A 17,212-nucleotide genomic window follows, 5' to 3' on the forward strand; every position below is an offset into this window, starting at 1 on the left:
CGCGAGGGCGGTGCTCTTCGGGTTCTCGTCCTTGGAGCCGCCCTCGTCGATCCGCTTGTGATCAAGGACCTGCAGCGTGGCTGGTTAGTAGGCGACGGCCAGCATGACGTCCGCGATCAGGGGAACTGCGGCGGCGGCCAGGAGTAGCCAGGGCAGGACGCGGCGGTGGATGGACAGGAATGCGCCCACCGACAGGGCCACGCTGACCATGCCGAGGAAGGCCAGCACCCACGAGTACCAGCCGGGCACGCCGCCCCCGATCTGCGAGACCAGGCCGCGGATCCCGATGCCCACCCCGGTGAGTCCGAGCAGCGTCGCGTAGAGCGACATCCCCAGCAGTCGACGGTTGCCGGGCGCCGGATCGTCGGCGGCCGGGAAGCGGAAGACGGCCTCTTCGCCGTCGGCGGGCGGGATCGACGGGCGGACCGGTTCCCAGCCGAAAGGCACGACTTCCGGCGCCGCTACTTCGGGCAGTGTGGTGGTCTGGTCCACGTCAGTTGTCGTCACTTCTTGCCCTCCACAAATGCCCCGGATGTCCCCTCACGATGTGCAACGGATTGGACTCACGAGGCGTAACGCAGGCAAAGATGACCCAGCTCACGGCCGGTGTGACATATGTTGTCGATTTAGCGACAAATCGATCAGACGTTTACGTGACGCGCTGGTCCCGGCGTAGGCTGCGCAGCGTGATTGACTGGTCTGCAATCTTTGCCGGTGGCCGGTCGGCGGATTCGCGGACGACCGAGCGTGAACCAGAGGGACTTGCATGCGACTGACCGTTCTCGGCTGTGCCGGCAGTTTTCCCGGCCCCGAGTCGGCCTGTTCTGCCTACCTCGTGGAGGCCGACGGCTTTCGGCTGCTGATCGATTTCGGCTCGGGCTCATTGTCCGCGCTCCAGCGTTACGCGAGCATCGATGCGGTCGACGCCATCCTGCTGACGCACCTGCATTGCGACCACATGCTCGACGCCTGCACCTACGTGGTGGTCCGCCGCTACGCACCTGGTGGGCCGCTGCCGCCGCTGCCGGTCTACGCGCCGATGGGTGCCGCCGAGCGCATTTCCGCCGCGTACAGCTCGGAGAACGAGCCGGTGGACGACGTCTACACGTTCTATGCCCTCCAGCCCGGGACGTTCCCCATCGGTCCGTTCACCGTCACGGCCGACCGGGTCAACCACCCCATCGAAACCTATGGCGTACGCGTGGAGCACGGCGGCCGCGTTCTGGCCTATTCCTCGGACACCGCCCCGTGTGAGCCGCTGCTGCGCCTGGCTCAGGGCGCGGACCTGTTCCTGTGTGAGGCAAGTTACCTCGACGGGGTCGCCAACCCGCCCGACCTGCACCTCACCGGTCGGGAGGCGGGCGAGGCTGCCACCAAGGCCGACGTTGCCCGGCTGCTGCTGACTCATCTGGTTCCCGCTTGGGCCTCCGAAGCCTCTACTGTGGAGGCTGCTTGCGCGGCGTACGCGGGTCCGGTCGAGGTGGTTCGGCCTGGCGCCCGCTACGATCTGTAAAGCTGCCGAGGGGACGGCACGAGCGCACCATCGATTCGATCGTGACCTTGGAGTGCCCTGCATGACCGGTGGTACAGGCAGTCGTCGCGGGCTGCGCATTGTCCGGCTTGCGAATTTCGTCTCACCTCGTTCCGGTGGCTTGCGGACCGCTCTTCGGCACCTCGGCGAGGGATACCGGCAAGCCGGGCATGAGCCGATCCTGATCGTTCCCGGGCGCAGGTATTCCGACGAACTGACCGCCCAGGGTCGGGTCATCACGTTGCCAGGCCATCACCTGCCCAAGACCGGTGGCTACCGGGTGTTGACCAGTCGGCGCCGGCTCGACCGCCTGCTGGACGAGCTGGCCCCCGACCGTCTCGAAGTATCCGACCGCTCCACGCTGCGCTGGACCGGCCACTGGGCGCGCGAACGCGGCGTCGGCTCGATGATGGTCTCCCACGAGAGCCTGGCCGGCCTGCTGGGCGTGTGGGGCATGCCGTACCGCGACGCGCTCGCCGACCGGCTCAACCGGCGCACGGCGGAGTCCTTCGACCAGATCGTGTGCACCACCGCCTTCGCCGCCGCGGAGTTCCGCCGCCTCGGCGTGCCCAACCTGGTGGAGATTCCGCTCGGGGTCAACCTGCGCCAGTTCCACCCGAGCCGCCGCGATCCGGCGCTGCGCGACAAATACGCCCGGCCGGACGAGTTGCTGGTGGTCTACTGCAGCAGGCTGTCCGCGGACAAGCGGCCCGAGCTGGCGGTGGACACGCTCGCCGCACTGCGCGCCGCCAAAGCTCCCGCCGTGCTCGTGCTGGCCGGTGATGGTTCGCGCCGCACCGCTCTGGCCTACCGAGCGGCACGACTGCCCGTGCGATTCGCCGGCCACATCACTGAGCGTGATGACGTCGCGGCGCTGCTCGCCAGTGCAGACGTGGCCGTCGCGCCCGGGCCGGTCGAAACGTTCGGGCTGGCCGCACTCGAGGCTCTGGCCTGCGGTACGCCGGTGGTGGTCAACGACGCCAGTGCCCTGCCCGAGGTGGTGGGGGAGGCCGGGGTGGCCGTGCCCGGGACGCCGGAGGAGTTTGCTGCGGGCGTACGCAAACTGATGGAGCGTCCTGAGCACGAACGCCGCGCGGCCGCACGGGCCCGAGCCGAGCTGTTCGGGTGGCCGCAGGCGGTGGAGGGTTTCCTGCGGGCGCATGGCGCCCGACCGGCGTGGCAGCCCGCGATGGTCGCCCGGCAGAGCTCGCGGGCGGTGCTGCGGCCTGAGGTGCCGGTCTTCGAAGGCCGTTGATTCGCATGGCCGTAGTTATGCCATGAACGCGGCTCGTCGATGGGCGGTTATCCACAGGCATGGCCTTCGTCCACAGGCTCGGAACCCGGCGGCGGGGATCGGGTCCGCTCCGCCTAGGCTTCTTGACATGGCACGCCCCGACGGCCGAGCGCCGGACCAACTCCGACCCGTGACCCTCACCCGCCGGTGGAGCATCCACCCGGAGGGGTCGGTGCTCGTCGAATTCGGCGACACCCGAGTGCTCTGCACGGCGAGCGTGACCGAAGGAGTGCCGCGCTGGCGCAAAGGCTCCGGCCTCGGCTGGGTCACCGCCGAATACGCCATGCTGCCGCGCGCCACCAACACCCGCGGCGACCGCGAAAGCGTCAAGGGCAAAGTCGGCGGCCGCACGCAGGAGATCTCCCGGCTCATCGGGCGCAGCCTGCGGGCCTGCATCGACCTCAAGGCGCTCGGCGAGAACTCCATCGTTCTCGACTGCGACGTGCTGCAGGCAGACGGCGGCACCCGCACGGCTGCCATCACCGGCGCATACGTCGCCCTGCACGACGCTGTCACCTGGCTGGCCGACCGCAAGTCGCTCGCCGGCAAGCCAGCCGCGGTCGTGCACCGCTCGATCCAGGCGGTCAGCGTCGGCATCATCGCCGGCGAACCCCGCCTCGACCTGATGTATGCCGAAGATGTCGCCGCCGACGTCGACATGAATGTGGTCTGTACCGGCGACGGCGACTTCGTCGAGGTCCAGGGCACCGGCGAGGCCAACGTGTTCCGCCGTGACCAGCTCGACGCCCTCCTCGACCTCGGCGTGCTCGGCTGCACCGAGCTCGCCGCCGCCCAGCAGAAGGCTCTCGCCTCATGACCGCCCGACTCCTGCTAGCCACCGCCAACGCCAAGAAGCTCGTCGAGCTGCAGCGCATCCTCGACGTCGCCCTCGGCGCGGGCGGCATCGAGCTGGTCGGGCTCGGCGACTTCCCCGACTACCCGGATGTTCCGGAGACCGGCCTCACCTTCGGCGAAAACGCGCTGATCAAGGCCCGTGAAGGCGCCTCGCGCACCGGCCTCCCCACGGTCGCCGACGACTCCGGCCTCACCGTCGACGCCCTCAACGGCATGCCCGGTGTCTTCAGCGCCCGCTGGTCTGGCGGCCACGGCAACGACGGGGCCAACCTCGACCTCGTCCTGGCCCAGATCAGCGACGTCTCCGACGAACACCGCGGCGGAGCCTTCGTCTGCGCCGCAGCCCTGGTCCTGCCTGGCGGCCGCGAACACCTCGTCGAGGGCAAGCAGACCGGCCAGATCCTCCGCGCCCGCCGGGGCGCTGGCGGTTTCGGCTACGACCCCGTCTTCCTCGGCGACGGCCAAGACCGCACCAACGCGGAGCTGGCCCCCGCCGAGAAGGACGCCATCAGCCACCGCGGCAAAGCCTTCCGCGAACTAGCCAAGGTGATCGCCAAAGAACTGCCCCGCTAGCCCGCCAGGTTGTTGACGGCTTCATCGTGGCTGGCTTGTGGTCGTTTGTTGCTGGCTTCGCGCGGATTCCAGGGCGGTGAGGCTGCGCGATTTCAGGGCGGTGGAGCTGCGCGATTTCAGGGCGGTGAGGCTGCGCGATTTCAGGGCGGTGGAGCTGCGCATAGTTCGCGCGAGCCGGGTCTAGTGGCCGGTGTCGGGGAGAAGGCCAGCCTCGCGGGCGCGGAGCACGGTCGCTAGCCGATCTGTTGTGCCGAACTTGCGGTACAGACGGCCGAGGTGCTTGTGGACGGTGCCGGTGCTGAGGTCGAGTCGTCGGGCGATGGCTGCTGCGGTCAAGGATTCGGCGAGCAGGCGAAGCACGCTGAGTTCCCGCGGAGTGAGGCGCGGGACCGACTGTAGCGTGGACTCCACCCTGGTCACACTGACCGATTCGGCCAGGGCTCCGATGACGGCGCGGTCATCCGGCGAGGGCTCGGTCGCCAGGACTCCGTTCGGGACCGGCTGACCGCGGATCGCCCGCACTGACTCGGTTGCCGATGGCGGTTCGGCGGGCTGGCCCGGTGCCGGTGCCGGTGTTGGTTCGGAAGGTCGCAGGGGCAGGACCACCGTTTGCTGCGGAACTTGAGAAATGCGGCCGATCTGTTCGCCAGGCTCGAAGGCTGGGGCGAAGAGGGCGATGCCGGTCTCTTTCTCGAGCCACCGCGGAGTCGCACCACAGGCGGCGAAGCCCCGCTGGGCACCAGCGATGTGCCGTTCGCTGTCCCGGGTGGCGCCCAGGTCACGGAGGGCCGCTGCGGCGTACACGTGCGCCTGCGCGGCGCCGATCAGGTCGCCGGCCTGGTGGAAGGCGGCCGCGGCGTGGGTGGCATGGGCGCTGGCGGTGGTGGGGTCAGTGCGGCGGGTCGCGTGGACGTGTGCGAGCTGGATGAAAGCCACTCGGCGGGGCAGGTCGGGTGCTGCCGGCAGTTTGCTGGCCTCGGCGGCCCAGTGGGCAGCGCCGTGGACATCGCCGGTCGCGGCGGCTGCCGCGGCCAGCCATTGATAGCGGCGGGCCTGCCAGACCGGGCGGGACGTGCCGCCGTCGGACCTGGACTTGCGGTCCGGCACGGGGCTGCTGCGCTGAAGGAGTTCCAGGGCGGTCGCCGGGTCTCCGGCGGCGTACCGGGCGAAGCCGAGATAGCCCTCCAACGGCCCGGCCTGCCAGTCCGGGCGTTCGCCTCGCGCTGCCAATGTCGCCCCCTGCTCGCCGAAGACGATCGCCTCCGCCAGGTCGCCGCGCCAGACGCTGACCCAGCAGCGGTAGCCGAGCACCCTTGCCTGGGTCTGGATCGTGCCGGTGAGGACGGCTGCCTCCATGGCATCGTCCAGATACTCCACCGCTTCGGCCAGACGGCCAGTGGTGGTGGCGACGGCGCCGCGCAGCATCTGCAGGATGCCGATCAGGTGGCTTTGGCCGGTGGCGCGGGCGACCTGGACCGCTCGGCTCAGGTGCCGGCGGGCGTCGGTGAAACGCTCGCGGAACAGTTCTCCCCAGGCCAGGAACGGGATCAGGTCGAGGCGGCCGGCGAGTTCGGAGTCCGGCAGGGCGTCCACCAACCGTACGGCTTCATCGAGCCAGGCGGCAGTGTGCGGGTGGGTCGTGTCGAAGGCGTGGTTGGCGACGACGCCGACGCTGAGGGCGAAGGCGAGCAGGGGCCGGTCGCCCGTGCTGCGGGACAGGCGGATCGCCTCGCCTGCCTCGGCGGCGCCGGACGGGCCGTACATGACGTCGGTCAAGGTCTGCACGACCCGTAGTGCGCCTGCGGCGGGCCGGTCCCGAGGCAGGGCGGCCAATTCCTGGCCCAGCAGGGCGCGGGCTTCGGCGTGATTCCCGATCAAATTCTGGAGTACGGCCAGAAACCCGGCCGCGGAGAGGCGTTCGTCCGTGCCGGCGGGCAACCGGCGTACGATCTCGCCGAGAATGTCCCGACTCTCGCCCAGCCGGCCCGTCACGCCCAGCGCGCGTCCCCGCAGGTGAAGCAGTTCCAGGCGGACCGCGGCGACCGCTGGTTCCTCCGGCAGCAGCCGCAGCGCCGAGCCCAACCAATGCGCAGCGGCGGCCGGGGTGGCGGGCAATGCCTGCACCGCGGCGGCACGTAACAGGTCGACGGCGGCCAAGTCGCCGGTGGCCGCGGAAGCTTCGACGTGCGGTGCCCGTACGTCCAGGGGTGCCCGGCGGTCGCCCAGCGTCGCCGCCGCCCGGGCGTGCGCGCCGAACCGCCACCCCGACCCGGCGTCAGAGTAGGCAGCGCTGCGCAGGAGCGGATGGCGGAAGCGGAACCGGCCGGGCGCCTGCCCCGGCCGGACGATGTCCCGCTGGACCAGCTCTTCCAGCGCGACGAGCACCTCGGACTCGGGCAGGCCGGCTACCGCACCCAGCAGGCCCGGGTCGCACTCGTCCCCGGCGACCGCAGCAGCGTGCACCACGAGCAGATCCCGCGGATCGAGCGTGGCGAACTCCCCGGCCAACGCTTCGAGCATGCCGCCGCGGCTGGCCGTCTCGAGCAACTCGCTGGGAGCCGGCGGCTCGAGAAGCTCGCCGAGCGCGCGCGTCTCGAGCGTCGCTTTGCGAGCCAGCACGTCAAGGTAGAAAGGATTGCCGCCGGCTGCGCGCACCAGCTGCGCCTGCTGGGCCGGGCCCAGGTGGGCAGGCAGCAGGTCGCCGGCCTCGGCGGCGGTCAGCGGGCCCACCTCGATCGTTGTAGCCAATCCCCGCCCGGTCGCCTCGGCGAGCGCATTGAGCAGCCGAGCCGAAGCCTGCCGCGGCCGGTACGCGAGTGCCAGCACCACCGGGGCGCGCGGTGGATGCCGCAGGAGGTGGTCGAGCAGTTCCAACGAGCTGTCGTCGGCCCAGTGCAGGTCGTCGAGGGCGAGCACCAACCCGCCCGGTTCGGCGATGTGTTCCACGAGCGTCCGTATGGCCCGATGCAGTCGGTACCGCTCACCGGCCAGCAAACCCGGGTCTGCGGCGGCGCCGACGGCTGCGAGCGTACGGAATGCGCTGGGCAGCAGTTGCAGGTCAGTGGCCGCCAGGCTGTCCGGGCGGGACCCCAGCACGTGGTCCTCCATGGCGTTGCGGAGCACGCCGAACGGCACCGTACGCTCGAACTCTGCCGCCCGGCCGACCAGCACCAGTTGACCGCTGCGCCGGGCCTCGGTGAGCCACTCGGTCAGCAGCCGGGTCTTGCCGATGCCCGGATCGCCGGCGATCGCGACCACGGCCGGGCCGCCGCGTCGTCCGCGCAGAACGGTGCGCAGGGCCGCCAGCTCCCGGGCCCGTCCGACCAGCGGGCTCGAGCCCACACTGCCGCGCATCCCATCCACCGTCGTCACCGCCTCGCCCACACCTCGCGGCACCGACAAAGATCGATACCGTGCGCGATAGTAGCGACCCCGTGCCCGCCGGCGAGCTGGCTGTGCGGTTCAGAAGGCGGCGATCGTGGCGGGGGCCCGTTCGCGGCGGGCCAGGGCGCGGATCACCGGCAGGGACGGTGTCGGCAGGTAAGGCTGACGGACGAGAGCCCGGACGCGATGGTCCGGGCTCTCAGCAAAGGGTCTGGCGAGGGACGCTCAGCGCAGCGTGCCGATCGCGCCTTCGATTTCCGTACGCAGGGCGCGGTCCGCAACCACACCGCGGGCCTTCTCCATCACCGGGGCGAGGAACACGTCCGGTCCCGGCTCGCCCGCGAAGGCCGCCACGGCGGTGACCGCGGCACGACCGGCCGGTGAGGGCGTGAGCGGGGCGCGGAGCTGAATGCCGCGGACGCCGGAGATCAGTTCGACCGCGAGGACGCTGGTGAGGTTGTCGAGGACGGTGCGCAGCTTCTTGGTGGCGGCCCAGCCCATCGAGACGTGGTCTTCCTGCATGCCGCTGGTGGGCAGGGAGTCGACGGACGCGGGGGCGGCGAGCCGCCGGTTCTCGGCGACGATGCCGGCCGCCGTGTACTGGGCGATCATCAGGCCGGAGTTGACGCCGGCGTCGGGGGAGAGGAAGGGCGGCAGTTCGCGGGAGCGGGCGACGTCGAGGAGGCGGTCGACGCGGCGTTCCGCGATGGCGCCGACTTCGGCTGCTGCGATGGCGAGGTAGTCGGCGGCGAAGCCGAGCGGGGCGCCGTGGAAGTTACCGGTGGATTCGACGCGGCCGTCGGTGAGCACGACCGGGTTGTCGACGACTGAGCGCAGTTCCCGTTCGGCGGTTTGACGGACGAAGTCCAGCGTGTCCCGGGCGGCGCCGGCGACCTGCGGGGCGCAGCGCATCGAGTACGCGTCCTGCACGGCGTGGGCGAGGTCGTCGCGGTGCGAGTCCATGATGGCCGACTGCTGGAGCAGGGCGTGGATGTTCGCGGCGGAGGCGGCCTGGCCGGGGTGCGGGCGGATGGAGTGCAGTTCGGGCAGGAAGGGGCGCTCGGAGCCGAGCATCGCCTCGATGGCCAGCGCGGCCGTCACGTCGGCCATGGTGAACAGGTGCTCGGCGTCGTCGATCGCCAGCAGCAGCATGCCGAGCATGCCGTCGGTGCCGTTGATCAGCGCGAGGCCTTCCTTGGCGGCCAGGTCGAGCGGTTCCAGGTGGGCGGCGTGCAGGGCCTGCGCGGCGTCGACGCGGCCACCGTCCTTGCCGACGACCCAGCCTTCGCCGAGCAGGACGAGGGCGCAGTGGGCGAGCGGGGCCAGGTCGCCGGAGGCGCCGAGCGAGCCGTGTTCCGGCACCCACGGGGTGATGTCGTTGTTCAGCAGGTCGACGAGGCCTTGGGCCAGCTTCGGGCGGACGCCGGACAGTCCGAGGGCCAGCGAGCGGACCCGCAGCAGGATCATCGCGCGCACCACTTCGCGCGGCATCGGTGCGCCGACGCCGGCGGCGTGTGAGCGGATCAACGCGTGCTGCAGCTCGGCGCGGCGTTCCGGGGCGATGGACGTGTTGGCGAGGGCGCCGAAGCCGGTGCTGACGCCGTACACGGGGCGGCCGGAGGCTTCGATGCCGTCGACGATGGCGCGGCTGCGTTCCATGGCCTCGACCGCGGCCGGGGACAGCTCGACCTTCGCGTCGCGTCGGGCGACCGCGATGACGTCGGCGGGGGTGATGCCGGTGGGCTGGACGATGACACTCATAGGGGCACTCCGTCGTGCAGAACTCGGCTGATCAGTGGGACTCCGGGCCGGTAGGCCAGGTGCAGGTGGGTGGGTGCGTCGAGGACGACCGCGTCGGCGCGGGCCCCGGGGCGCAGGACCCCGATGTCGTCGCGCCGCAACGCGGCTGCGCCGCCCACGGTCGCGGCCTTGACGGCTTCCGCGGGCGTCATGCGCATTTCGCGCACGGCAAGGGCGATACAGAACGGCATGGACGATGTGTACGACGACCCGGGGTTGCAGTCCGTCGCCAGCGCCACCGTGGCACCGGCGTCGAGCAACGTCCGGGCGTCCGGGTACGGCGACCGCGTCGAGAACTCGGCCCCCGGCAGCAATGTCGCCACCGTCTCAGAACCCGCGAGCGCCGCCACGTCCGCAGCGCTGAGGTGCGTGCAGTGGTCGGCGCTGGCGGCACCGAGTTCCACCGCGAGCTGCACGCCGGGGCCTTCGGTGAGCTGGTTGGCGTGGACGCGCAGCTTCAGCCCGGCGTCCCGGCCGGCGAGCAGGATCGCCCGGGTGGCGTCGCCGTCGAAGGCGCCACGCTCGCAGAACACGTCGATCCAGCGGGCGTGCGGGGTCGCTTCGGCGAGCATCGCGCCGGTCACGAGGGCCACGTAGGCGCCGGGATCGTCGGCGTACTCGGTGGGCACGGTGTGGGCGCCGAGGAACGTCGTCTCGGCGGTGAACTCGGCGGCGATGCGCAGCGACCGGGCCTCGTCGGCGACGTTCAGGCCGTAGCCGCTCTTGATTTCGATGGTGGTGGTGCCCTGCCGCCGGGCCTCACCGACGAGCCGGGCCACGTTGGCGCGCAACGTGTCGTCGTCGGCCGCGCGGGTGGCGGCGACTGTGGTGCGGATGCCGCCGCCGGTGTAGGGCTCGCCGTTCATCCGGGCCGCGAACTCGGCCGCGCGGTCGCCTGCGAAGACCAGGTGCGCGTGGCTGTCGACGAAACCGGGCAGCACGGCCCGGTCTTCGACGTCGAGTCGCTCGTCGGCGGCCGGCGCCTGCCCGGCGGCACCGACCCAGGCGACTCGGCCGTCCGCCACGACGAAGGCGGCGTCGTGCAGGATGCCCAGCTCGTCGTCGCCGGTGAAAAGCTCGCCGATATTGGTGATCAGAAGACTCATGCGATCGCCTCCCGGATGGCGTTCCGCAGGGCGGCGGGAACGTCGAAGCCGGTGTGCCGGCCCCCGTCCACGATCATGCGCCCATCGGCGACGACATGGGTGACATCGGCGTTCGTGGCCGCGAAGACCACGCCGGCGGGGTCGACGCCTGCGGTGCGTACCGAATCGAGGGTGACCGCGACCAGGTCGGCGCGCTTGCCGACCGCGATCTGTCCGGCGTCGTCCCAGCCGAGCGACGTGTGTGCGGTCGCGGCCGCGACCAGCTCAGCCGCGGCGAAGTGCCCGCGCTTCTCGGTCGCGAGCCGTTCGTCCAGCTCCATCCCGCGTGCTTCCTCGAACACGTCGATGACCGCGTGGCTGTCGCTGCCCAGGCTCAGCGGCGAGCCTGCATCGGCCAACGCCCGCCCGGGGCCGATGCCGTCGGCCAGGTCCCGCTCGGTGGTCGGACATAGACACACCCCGGTGCCGCTCCCGCCGAGGAGCTTGATGTCACCGTCGGTCAGGTGCGTTGCGTGTACGGCCGTAGTCCCCGGACCGAGCACCCCGTGCCGGTGCAGCAGTTCCGTGGGACTGCACCCGTGCACTGCCCGACACTGCTCGTTCTCGGCGCGCTGCTCGGAGAGGTGGATGTGCAGCGGCGCGCGGCCGGCGAGGCCGTCGAGGTGGCGCACCGGCACCGCGCGTACGGAATGGAGAGCCGCACCGATCCGGACGCCTTCGCCATCGCGCAGCGTGCCGGTCCGGGCGAGCCAGCCGTCGAGATCGCCGTCGCCGAAGCGGCGCTGCACTCCTTCGAGCGCTTTGCCGTCCACACTGGACGTCAGGTAGAGCGTGTCGAGCAGCGTGATCCGGATGCCCGCGTCCCGCGCTGCCCGGACCACGGCGTCGCCCATCGCGTTCGGTTCCGCGTAGGGCCTCCCGTCCGGGGCGTGGTGCAGGTAGTGGAACTCGCCGACGCACGTGATGCCCGCCAGGGCCATCTCGCCGTAGACCGCCCGGGCCAGCGCGTAGTAGCTGTCCGGGTCCAGGCGCCCGGCCACCTCGTACATCTTTTCGCGCCAGGTCCAGAAACTGCCCCGGTCGCCATGGGTACGCCCGCGCAGCGCCCGATGGAACGCGTGCGAATGCGCATTGGCGAGCCCGGGCAGCACGAGACCCGGCAGGCGCGTGCCGACCGGCGTGGCACCCGGCGTGACGGCGGTGAACCGGCCGTCGGTCACTTCGACGGCGACGTCCCGCTCGACCTTCCCGCCGATCCAGGCAAGTTCGGCGAAGAACTTCATGAGAGCGCCTCCAGCACCGTGGACAGAGCCTCGATGCCCGCCGCGCAGTCCTCGTCCGAGGCGTGCTCGGCGGGGGAGTGTGAGACTCCGGTCGGGTTGCGGACGAACAGCATCGCGGTCGGCACGTGCGCGGAGAACACCCCCGCGTCGTGCCCGGCGCCGGTCGGCAGGATCGGTGCCCCGCCGAGCAGCTTGGCGATCCGCTCGGCCAGAGCCGTGTCGAAGGCGACGTTGGCGGTCACCGACTCGGCCGTGACGCCGACCTCGGTGCCGTCGCGCCCGGCCCGCTCGCGGGCGCGCTTGACGATCGCGTCGACCACACCGTCCAGCGTGGACTCCTCGGCGGCACGCGCGTCGAGCCAGCCACGGACCAACGCCGGGATGGCGTTGGTGGCGTTCGGCTCGACCAGGACCCGGGCCATCGTGGCGTGCGCGCCGGACAGCCGGGCCTCCTTGTTGGCGGCCAGCACCGTGTAGGCGAAGGTCAGCATCGGGTCCTGCCGGTCGCCCATCAGCGTGGTCCCGGCGTGGTCGGCGCGGCCGGTGAAGTCGAACCGCCACCGCCCGTGCGGCCAGATGGCACTCGCCACCCCGACCGGCACCGTCATCGCCCGGCCCTGCTCGATGTGCAGCTCCACCAGCGCCGACACCTTGCCGACCAGGTCGAGCCGGGCCCCGGCCGGGGTGGCACCCAGCGCCTCGCCGAAGCTGATCCCGTCCCGGTCGGTCAGCGCCGCCGCCTTGGCCGGGTCGACCGCGCCGGTGAGCAGCCGGGAGCCGAGGCAGGGCAGCCCGAACCGGCCGCCCTCCTCCTCCACGAACGCGGCGATACCCAGCGGCCGGCCCGGCGTGTAGCCCGCATCCCGCAACCGATCGACGGCCAGGAAACTGCTGACAATGCCGAGCGGCCCGTCGTACGCGCCGCCGTGCGGCACCGAGTCGAAGTGCGACCCGGTCAGCACCGTGCCCTCACCCCACGGCTCGCCCCACCAGGCGAACAGGTTGCCGTTGCCGTCCTCGGTGACGTCCAGGTCCCGGCTGGCGGCCTGAGCCCGGAACCAGTCCCGGAGGGCCAGTTCCGGTTCCGTCAGGGCGTACCGGAGATAGCCGCCGCTGTCGGCGCGGCCGACCGGCGCGATTTCCGCCCAGAGTTCCGGAAAGGTCGCGGTCATTCTGTCTTTCCGTCTCGGTTTTCCGCCGCGGAGAATTGCTGCATGGGAATGCGGACGCCCGCAGCGGCCTGCGACTCGTAGCCCGCGTCCACGTGCCGGATGACGCCCATGCCGGGGTCGTTGGTCAGCACCCGCGCGATCTTCTGCCCGGCCAGGTCGGTGCCGTCGGCGACGCAGACCTGCCCGGCGTGGATCGACCGGCCGATGCCGACGCCGCCACCGTGGTGAATGGACACCCAGCTCGCGCCGCTGGCCGTGTTGACCAGGGCGTTCAACAGCGGCCAGTCGGCGATCGCGTCCGAGCCGTCGCGCATGGCCTCGGTCTCCCGATAGGGCGAAGCCACCGAACCGGCGTCCAGGTGGTCCCGGCCGATCGCCAGCGGTGCGGAGATCTCGCCGCGCTTGACCATGTCGTTGAACTTGACGCCGGCCTTGTCCCGCTCGCCGTAGCCGAGCCAGCAGATCCGCGCGGGCAGCCCCTGGAACGCGACCCGCTCACCGGCCATCTTGATCCACCGGGCCAGCTGCTCGTTCTCCGGGAACAGGTCCAGCACGGCCTGGTCGGTGGCCGCGATGTCCTTGGGGTCGCCGGACAGCGCCGCCCACCGGAACGGTCCCTTACCCTCGGCGAACAGCGGCCGGATGTACGCGGGCACGAAGCCGGGGAACGCGAACGCCCGCTCGTAGCCGCCGAGCTGGGCCTCGCCGCGGATCGAGTTGCCGTAGTCGAACACCTCAGCGCCCGCGTCCTGGAACCCGACCATCGCCTCGACGTGCTTGGCCATGCTGACCCGCGCCCGGTCGGTGAATTCCTCCGGCTTGGTCCGCGCCAACTCGGCGGCGTCGGCCAGCTCGACCCCGATCGGGATGTAGCTCAGCGGGTCGTGCGCGCTGGTCTGGTCGGTGACGATGTCGATCGCCACGCCCCGGCGCAGCAGCTCCGGGAAGATCTCGGCCGCGTTGCCGACCACACCGATCGACACGGCCCGCCGCTCTGCCTTCGCGGCAAGAGCCTGCGTGACTGCGTCGTCCAGGTCGGTGGCGACCGTGTCCAGGTAGCGGTCCTTCACCCGGCGGCGCAGGCGAGTCTCGTCGATGTCCACGATCAGGCAGACACCGCCGTTCATGGTCACCGCGAGGGGCTGCGCGCCACCCATGCCGCCGCAGCCGCCGGTCAGGGTCAACGTGCCGGCCAGGTCGCCACCGAACTTCTTGGCGGCCACCGCGGCGAACGTCTCGTAGGTGCCCTGCAGAATGCCCTGCGTGCCGATGTAGATCCATGAGCCGGCGGTCATCTGGCCGTACATGGTGAGGCCGAGCTGCTCGAGGCGGCGGAACTCCGGCCAGGTGGCCCAGTCGCCGACCAGGTTCGAGTTGGCGATCAGCACGCGCGGCGCCCACTCGTGGGTCTGGAACACGCCGACCGGGCGGCCGGACTGCACCAGCAGCGTCTCGTCGTTCCCCAGCCGGTCCAGCTCACGGACCATCGCGTGGAACGACGGCCAGTCGCGCGCGGCCTTGCCGGTCCCGCCGTAGACGACCAGGTCCTCGGGGCGCTCGGCCACGTCGGGGTCGAGGTTGTTCATCAGCATCCGCTTGGCGGCCTCCTGGGGCCATCCTTGAGCGGTGTACGCCGTGCCACGCTGCGCGCGTACCTCTGGCATGCCGGGACTCCTATGCTTCGAAGATGTGGCGGCGGTGGGCCGTCGCCTCGAACTCCTCCAGGCGGCGCTGCGCTTCCTCCGGCGCGGCGTCGCACATGGCTTGCAGCAGCACCATGGTCAATGCCATGGGGCCGGTGTGCAGGTCGAACACCAGCTGGGTGCCGACCGGTGCGGGCAGCACCACGTCGGCGGCCTCAGCGGCCGGGCTGACCGCCGAGTCGGTGAGCGCGACCACGGCGAGGCCCAGCTCCTTAGCCTCCCCGATCGCGTCAAGCGTCTCCCGCGGGTAGCGCGGCAGGACGATGGCTAGCAGCGCTCCTGCCCCGGCGGTTCGCGCCTGATCGAGCCGGTCCAGCAGGATCGTGCCGCCGTTGTCCAGCACCCGGACGTCCGGATGCACCTTCGCCGCGAAATATCCGAAGTACCCCGCCAGCGGCGCCGCGGCCCGCAGCCCGAGCACCGGCAGCGGCCGGCTTTCCACCAGTATCCGCGCGGCAGCCTCGACCGCGGTGCGATCGGCGAGGTCGTCCGCCATTCGCTCGATCCGTCGAGCCTCGGCCCGCAGCGCGTCCTGGATCGGGTTCTCGCCGGCCTCAGGCGGGGCCGTCGGCACCTCGGCCAGCGCCCGCAACTCGCGCCGCAGAGCGGGATAGCCGGCGTAGCCCAGCGCCATCGCAAACCGGGTCACCGACGGCTGACTCACCCCGGCCAACTCGGCGACCTCGGCAGCGGACAGGTACGCCGCGGACGGCCCGTGCTGCACGAGACTGTGCGCGATTCGCCGCTGGGTGGGTGTGAGTCGGGCACCCTGAAAGAGATCGAGCACCCGCCCGCCCGTACCGACCAGCCCGTCATTCACACGTGCAGCGTATGCATAAAAACTTTCAGTGGCTAGCCCCGACGGCCCCGGCGACTGCGGTGCAGGTTAGATCTAATGGCTCGATTTCGACGCTAAATGTTCGACCTCACGGAGAGTGATCGAAGGCGGCTGGCATTGCGCCGAACGCTGCCCGGGCTGCGCGCCGGCAGTGCATTGCTGGATACGACACCGGCGTTCTTCTGCCCGGCATGACGTTCACACAGCACCGCCGTCAGGGGGCTTCAGGACCACGCGAATCCGGATCGGAGAGGCGGATCAGAGCGACGGGCGACCGCCGCCGCAGCTGTCGAATACACATTGCACTCGGAAGCGGTGAACGGGGTCATCTTGACGCGCGCTGAGTGCAGGCGGACCGCCGCGCTGCCGATCATCGACGGCTACGGGCCGGACCGCCTGCATCCACGTTCGTCCAGAATGAAAGCCGAGTATCCCGGAGACCCCTGCACCTATCGCCGCTCGGTGCTATGCCGGGCCTGATGCCGTTTGGCATGGTTACGGCGCCGGGACACAGTCGGCGGGCCATCGGTCACCTGGTCGGCGCCCGGGCTGGAGAACATCACCTGCGGCACGGCGCTCACCACCGCGGTCCGGGCTGACGGTGAGGGCAGAACCAGCTCAGCGCGCTGAACCGGGGCGTGATGACCGGCGGCCACCAGCAGGTCGTAGACCTGCTGGGCGGGGATCGCTAGATCGGTGATCAACGAGCCGGCGAGGACGGACTGCCCGCCGAGCGGGCCGTTCTCGAACGGCACCTCCCGGTCCATTAGCTCCGGGGCGACGCCCCGAATCGCCAGGATGCAGGCCGCCTCGGGGTTGATTCCGTAAGACCGCCACCGGCGGGCGGACCGGTCGGTGAAACCGGCCTGGGCCCAGCGCAGACCGATGTCGGCGTAGCGCTCCGCCTGGCTCCGGCTGATCCGGTCGCGGCTGGCGAGTTCGCTCGGCAGCATCGCCCGAGTCATGGATGCGAGCTGATCGACACGGACGGTTCCGCCCCTGGCGGCCTGGACCGCGATGGCTGGCAGTGGCCGGATCGGCGGCGGGCCGGGTCGAGCGGCCCGGGCGGCGGCCTGGGCCGACGCGCTCACCGGGCGGGCGGGCAGGGCGCGCAGCAACCTGCCTTGAGGTTTCGACGGCACGGGAATCTCGTTGCGGGGCGGCGACAGTGGCAGGTCGGCCGTCATCACCTGTGCGATCTTCTCCTCGAGCTCATCGCCCCAGATGCCGGCGAAGAGCCGCCGCAGGTGCGACTCGTTTAGCAGGCTGGTCGCGGGGTGCAACGGCAGCCCCACCGCCACCCCTAGAGCCACGATTTCCGAAACGGTGACCGTGGTGCCGTGCGCGATGCTGAGCCGTAGCGCCAGCTCGCGCACTCGGATCTTCTGCACTGAGTCCTCATCTCCTCATGAGAGTGCTCACGCGGCGCGCCCCCGCGACCGCGGATCTGCGGCACCTCCGGCCGCGAGGAGGGGGTTCGGCCGGCGGGTCCGCTACGTCGGGACCTCTCCGTAGAGGGAATCCACCTGATGATCAGTCGAGGGAGAAACTACATCGCCAAGAGGTTTCCGTAAAGGAAACTCCTCAGGTTCTCGGTTTCGTTAGGTCTACAGCGCGCGAAAATCGAAGGTCGCTCTAGCGGTAGCGGAGCGCCGGGCGGTGGGCCCTCGACG

The 17,212-nt window shown here is 71.0% G+C and carries 13 protein-coding genes; 4 read left to right on the top strand and 9 right to left on the bottom strand.

Features of this window, described 5'->3' with window-relative positions; genetic code table 11:
• Nucleotides 1–84: 84 nt before the first annotated feature.
• Nucleotides 85–507, bottom strand: a complete 423-nt coding sequence (locus ACIA1L_RS10270) for a hypothetical protein (RefSeq protein WP_396072308.1) — start codon at nucleotides 505–507, stop codon at nucleotides 85–87.
• A gap of 259 nt (nucleotides 508–766) precedes the next feature.
• Here ACIA1L_RS10270 and ACIA1L_RS10275 point away from each other — a divergent pair, with 259 nt between their 5' ends.
• From ACIA1L_RS10275 to rdgB, 4 genes are all read left to right on the top strand, one after another.
• Entirely contained in the window at nucleotides 767–1,513 is a 747-nt protein-coding gene (locus ACIA1L_RS10275; RefSeq protein ID WP_396072309.1) for an MBL fold metallo-hydrolase, read from the top strand.
• Nucleotides 1,514–1,604: 91 nt separating this feature from the next.
• Complete coding sequence (locus tag ACIA1L_RS10280) at nucleotides 1,605–2,786, top strand: glycosyltransferase (RefSeq protein ID WP_396072468.1); 1,182 nt, start codon at nucleotides 1,605–1,607, stop codon at nucleotides 2,784–2,786.
• A 127-nt stretch (nucleotides 2,787–2,913) separates the two neighbouring features.
• On the top strand, nucleotides 2,914–3,642 hold the full coding sequence (rph, locus tag ACIA1L_RS10285; protein WP_396072310.1) for a ribonuclease PH: 729 nt from the start codon (nucleotides 2,914–2,916) through the stop codon (nucleotides 3,640–3,642).
• Nucleotides 3,639–4,253, top strand: a complete 615-nt coding sequence (gene rdgB / locus ACIA1L_RS10290) for an RdgB/HAM1 family non-canonical purine NTP pyrophosphatase (protein WP_396072312.1) — start codon at nucleotides 3,639–3,641, stop codon at nucleotides 4,251–4,253. The genes rph and rdgB overlap by 4 nt, the downstream gene beginning before the upstream one ends.
• Nucleotides 4,254–4,433: 180 nt before the next feature.
• Here rdgB and ACIA1L_RS10295 read toward each other — a convergent pair whose 3' ends face one another.
• From ACIA1L_RS10295 to ACIA1L_RS10330, 8 genes are all read right to left on the bottom strand, one after another.
• Entirely contained in the window at nucleotides 4,434–7,625 is a 3,192-nt protein-coding gene (locus tag ACIA1L_RS10295; protein ID WP_396072313.1) for a helix-turn-helix transcriptional regulator, read from the bottom strand.
• Between the two features lie 237 nt (nucleotides 7,626–7,862).
• On the bottom strand, nucleotides 7,863–9,398 hold the full coding sequence (gene hutH, locus ACIA1L_RS10300; protein WP_396072315.1) for a histidine ammonia-lyase: 1,536 nt from the start codon (nucleotides 9,396–9,398) through the stop codon (nucleotides 7,863–7,865).
• Nucleotides 9,395–10,543 carry an imidazolonepropionase gene (gene hutI, locus ACIA1L_RS10305; protein ID WP_396072317.1) on the bottom strand — a complete coding sequence of 383 codons (1,149 nt, stop codon included), beginning with the start codon at nucleotides 10,541–10,543 and terminating at the stop codon, nucleotides 9,395–9,397. The genes hutH and hutI overlap by 4 nt, the downstream gene beginning before the upstream one ends.
• Nucleotides 10,540–11,826 (bottom strand): formimidoylglutamate deiminase, encoded by a 1,287-nt coding sequence (locus tag ACIA1L_RS10310; protein WP_396072319.1) that lies wholly within the window; start codon nucleotides 11,824–11,826, stop codon nucleotides 10,540–10,542. The genes hutI and ACIA1L_RS10310 overlap by 4 nt, the downstream gene beginning before the upstream one ends.
• Nucleotides 11,823–12,998 carry an allantoate amidohydrolase gene (locus ACIA1L_RS10315; RefSeq protein WP_396072320.1) on the bottom strand — a complete coding sequence of 392 codons (1,176 nt, stop codon included), beginning with the start codon at nucleotides 12,996–12,998 and terminating at the stop codon, nucleotides 11,823–11,825. The genes ACIA1L_RS10310 and ACIA1L_RS10315 overlap by 4 nt, the downstream gene beginning before the upstream one ends.
• Entirely contained in the window at nucleotides 12,995–14,662 is a 1,668-nt protein-coding gene (hutU, locus tag ACIA1L_RS10320) for a urocanate hydratase (RefSeq protein WP_396072322.1), read from the bottom strand. The genes ACIA1L_RS10315 and hutU overlap by 4 nt, the downstream gene beginning before the upstream one ends.
• A 10-nt stretch (nucleotides 14,663–14,672) precedes the next feature.
• Complete coding sequence (locus tag ACIA1L_RS10325) at nucleotides 14,673–15,521, bottom strand: MurR/RpiR family transcriptional regulator (RefSeq protein WP_396072324.1); 849 nt, start codon at nucleotides 15,519–15,521, stop codon at nucleotides 14,673–14,675.
• Between the two features lie 467 nt (nucleotides 15,522–15,988).
• Complete coding sequence (locus ACIA1L_RS10330) at nucleotides 15,989–16,930, bottom strand: hypothetical protein (RefSeq protein ID WP_396072325.1); 942 nt, start codon at nucleotides 16,928–16,930, stop codon at nucleotides 15,989–15,991.
• Between the last annotated feature and the right edge of the window lie 282 nt (nucleotides 16,931–17,212).

It is taken from the genome of Actinoplanes sp. NPDC051859 (genome assembly GCF_044452725.1).
In the GTDB taxonomy this organism is placed as follows: Bacteria; Actinomycetota; Actinomycetes; order Mycobacteriales; family Micromonosporaceae; genus Actinoplanes.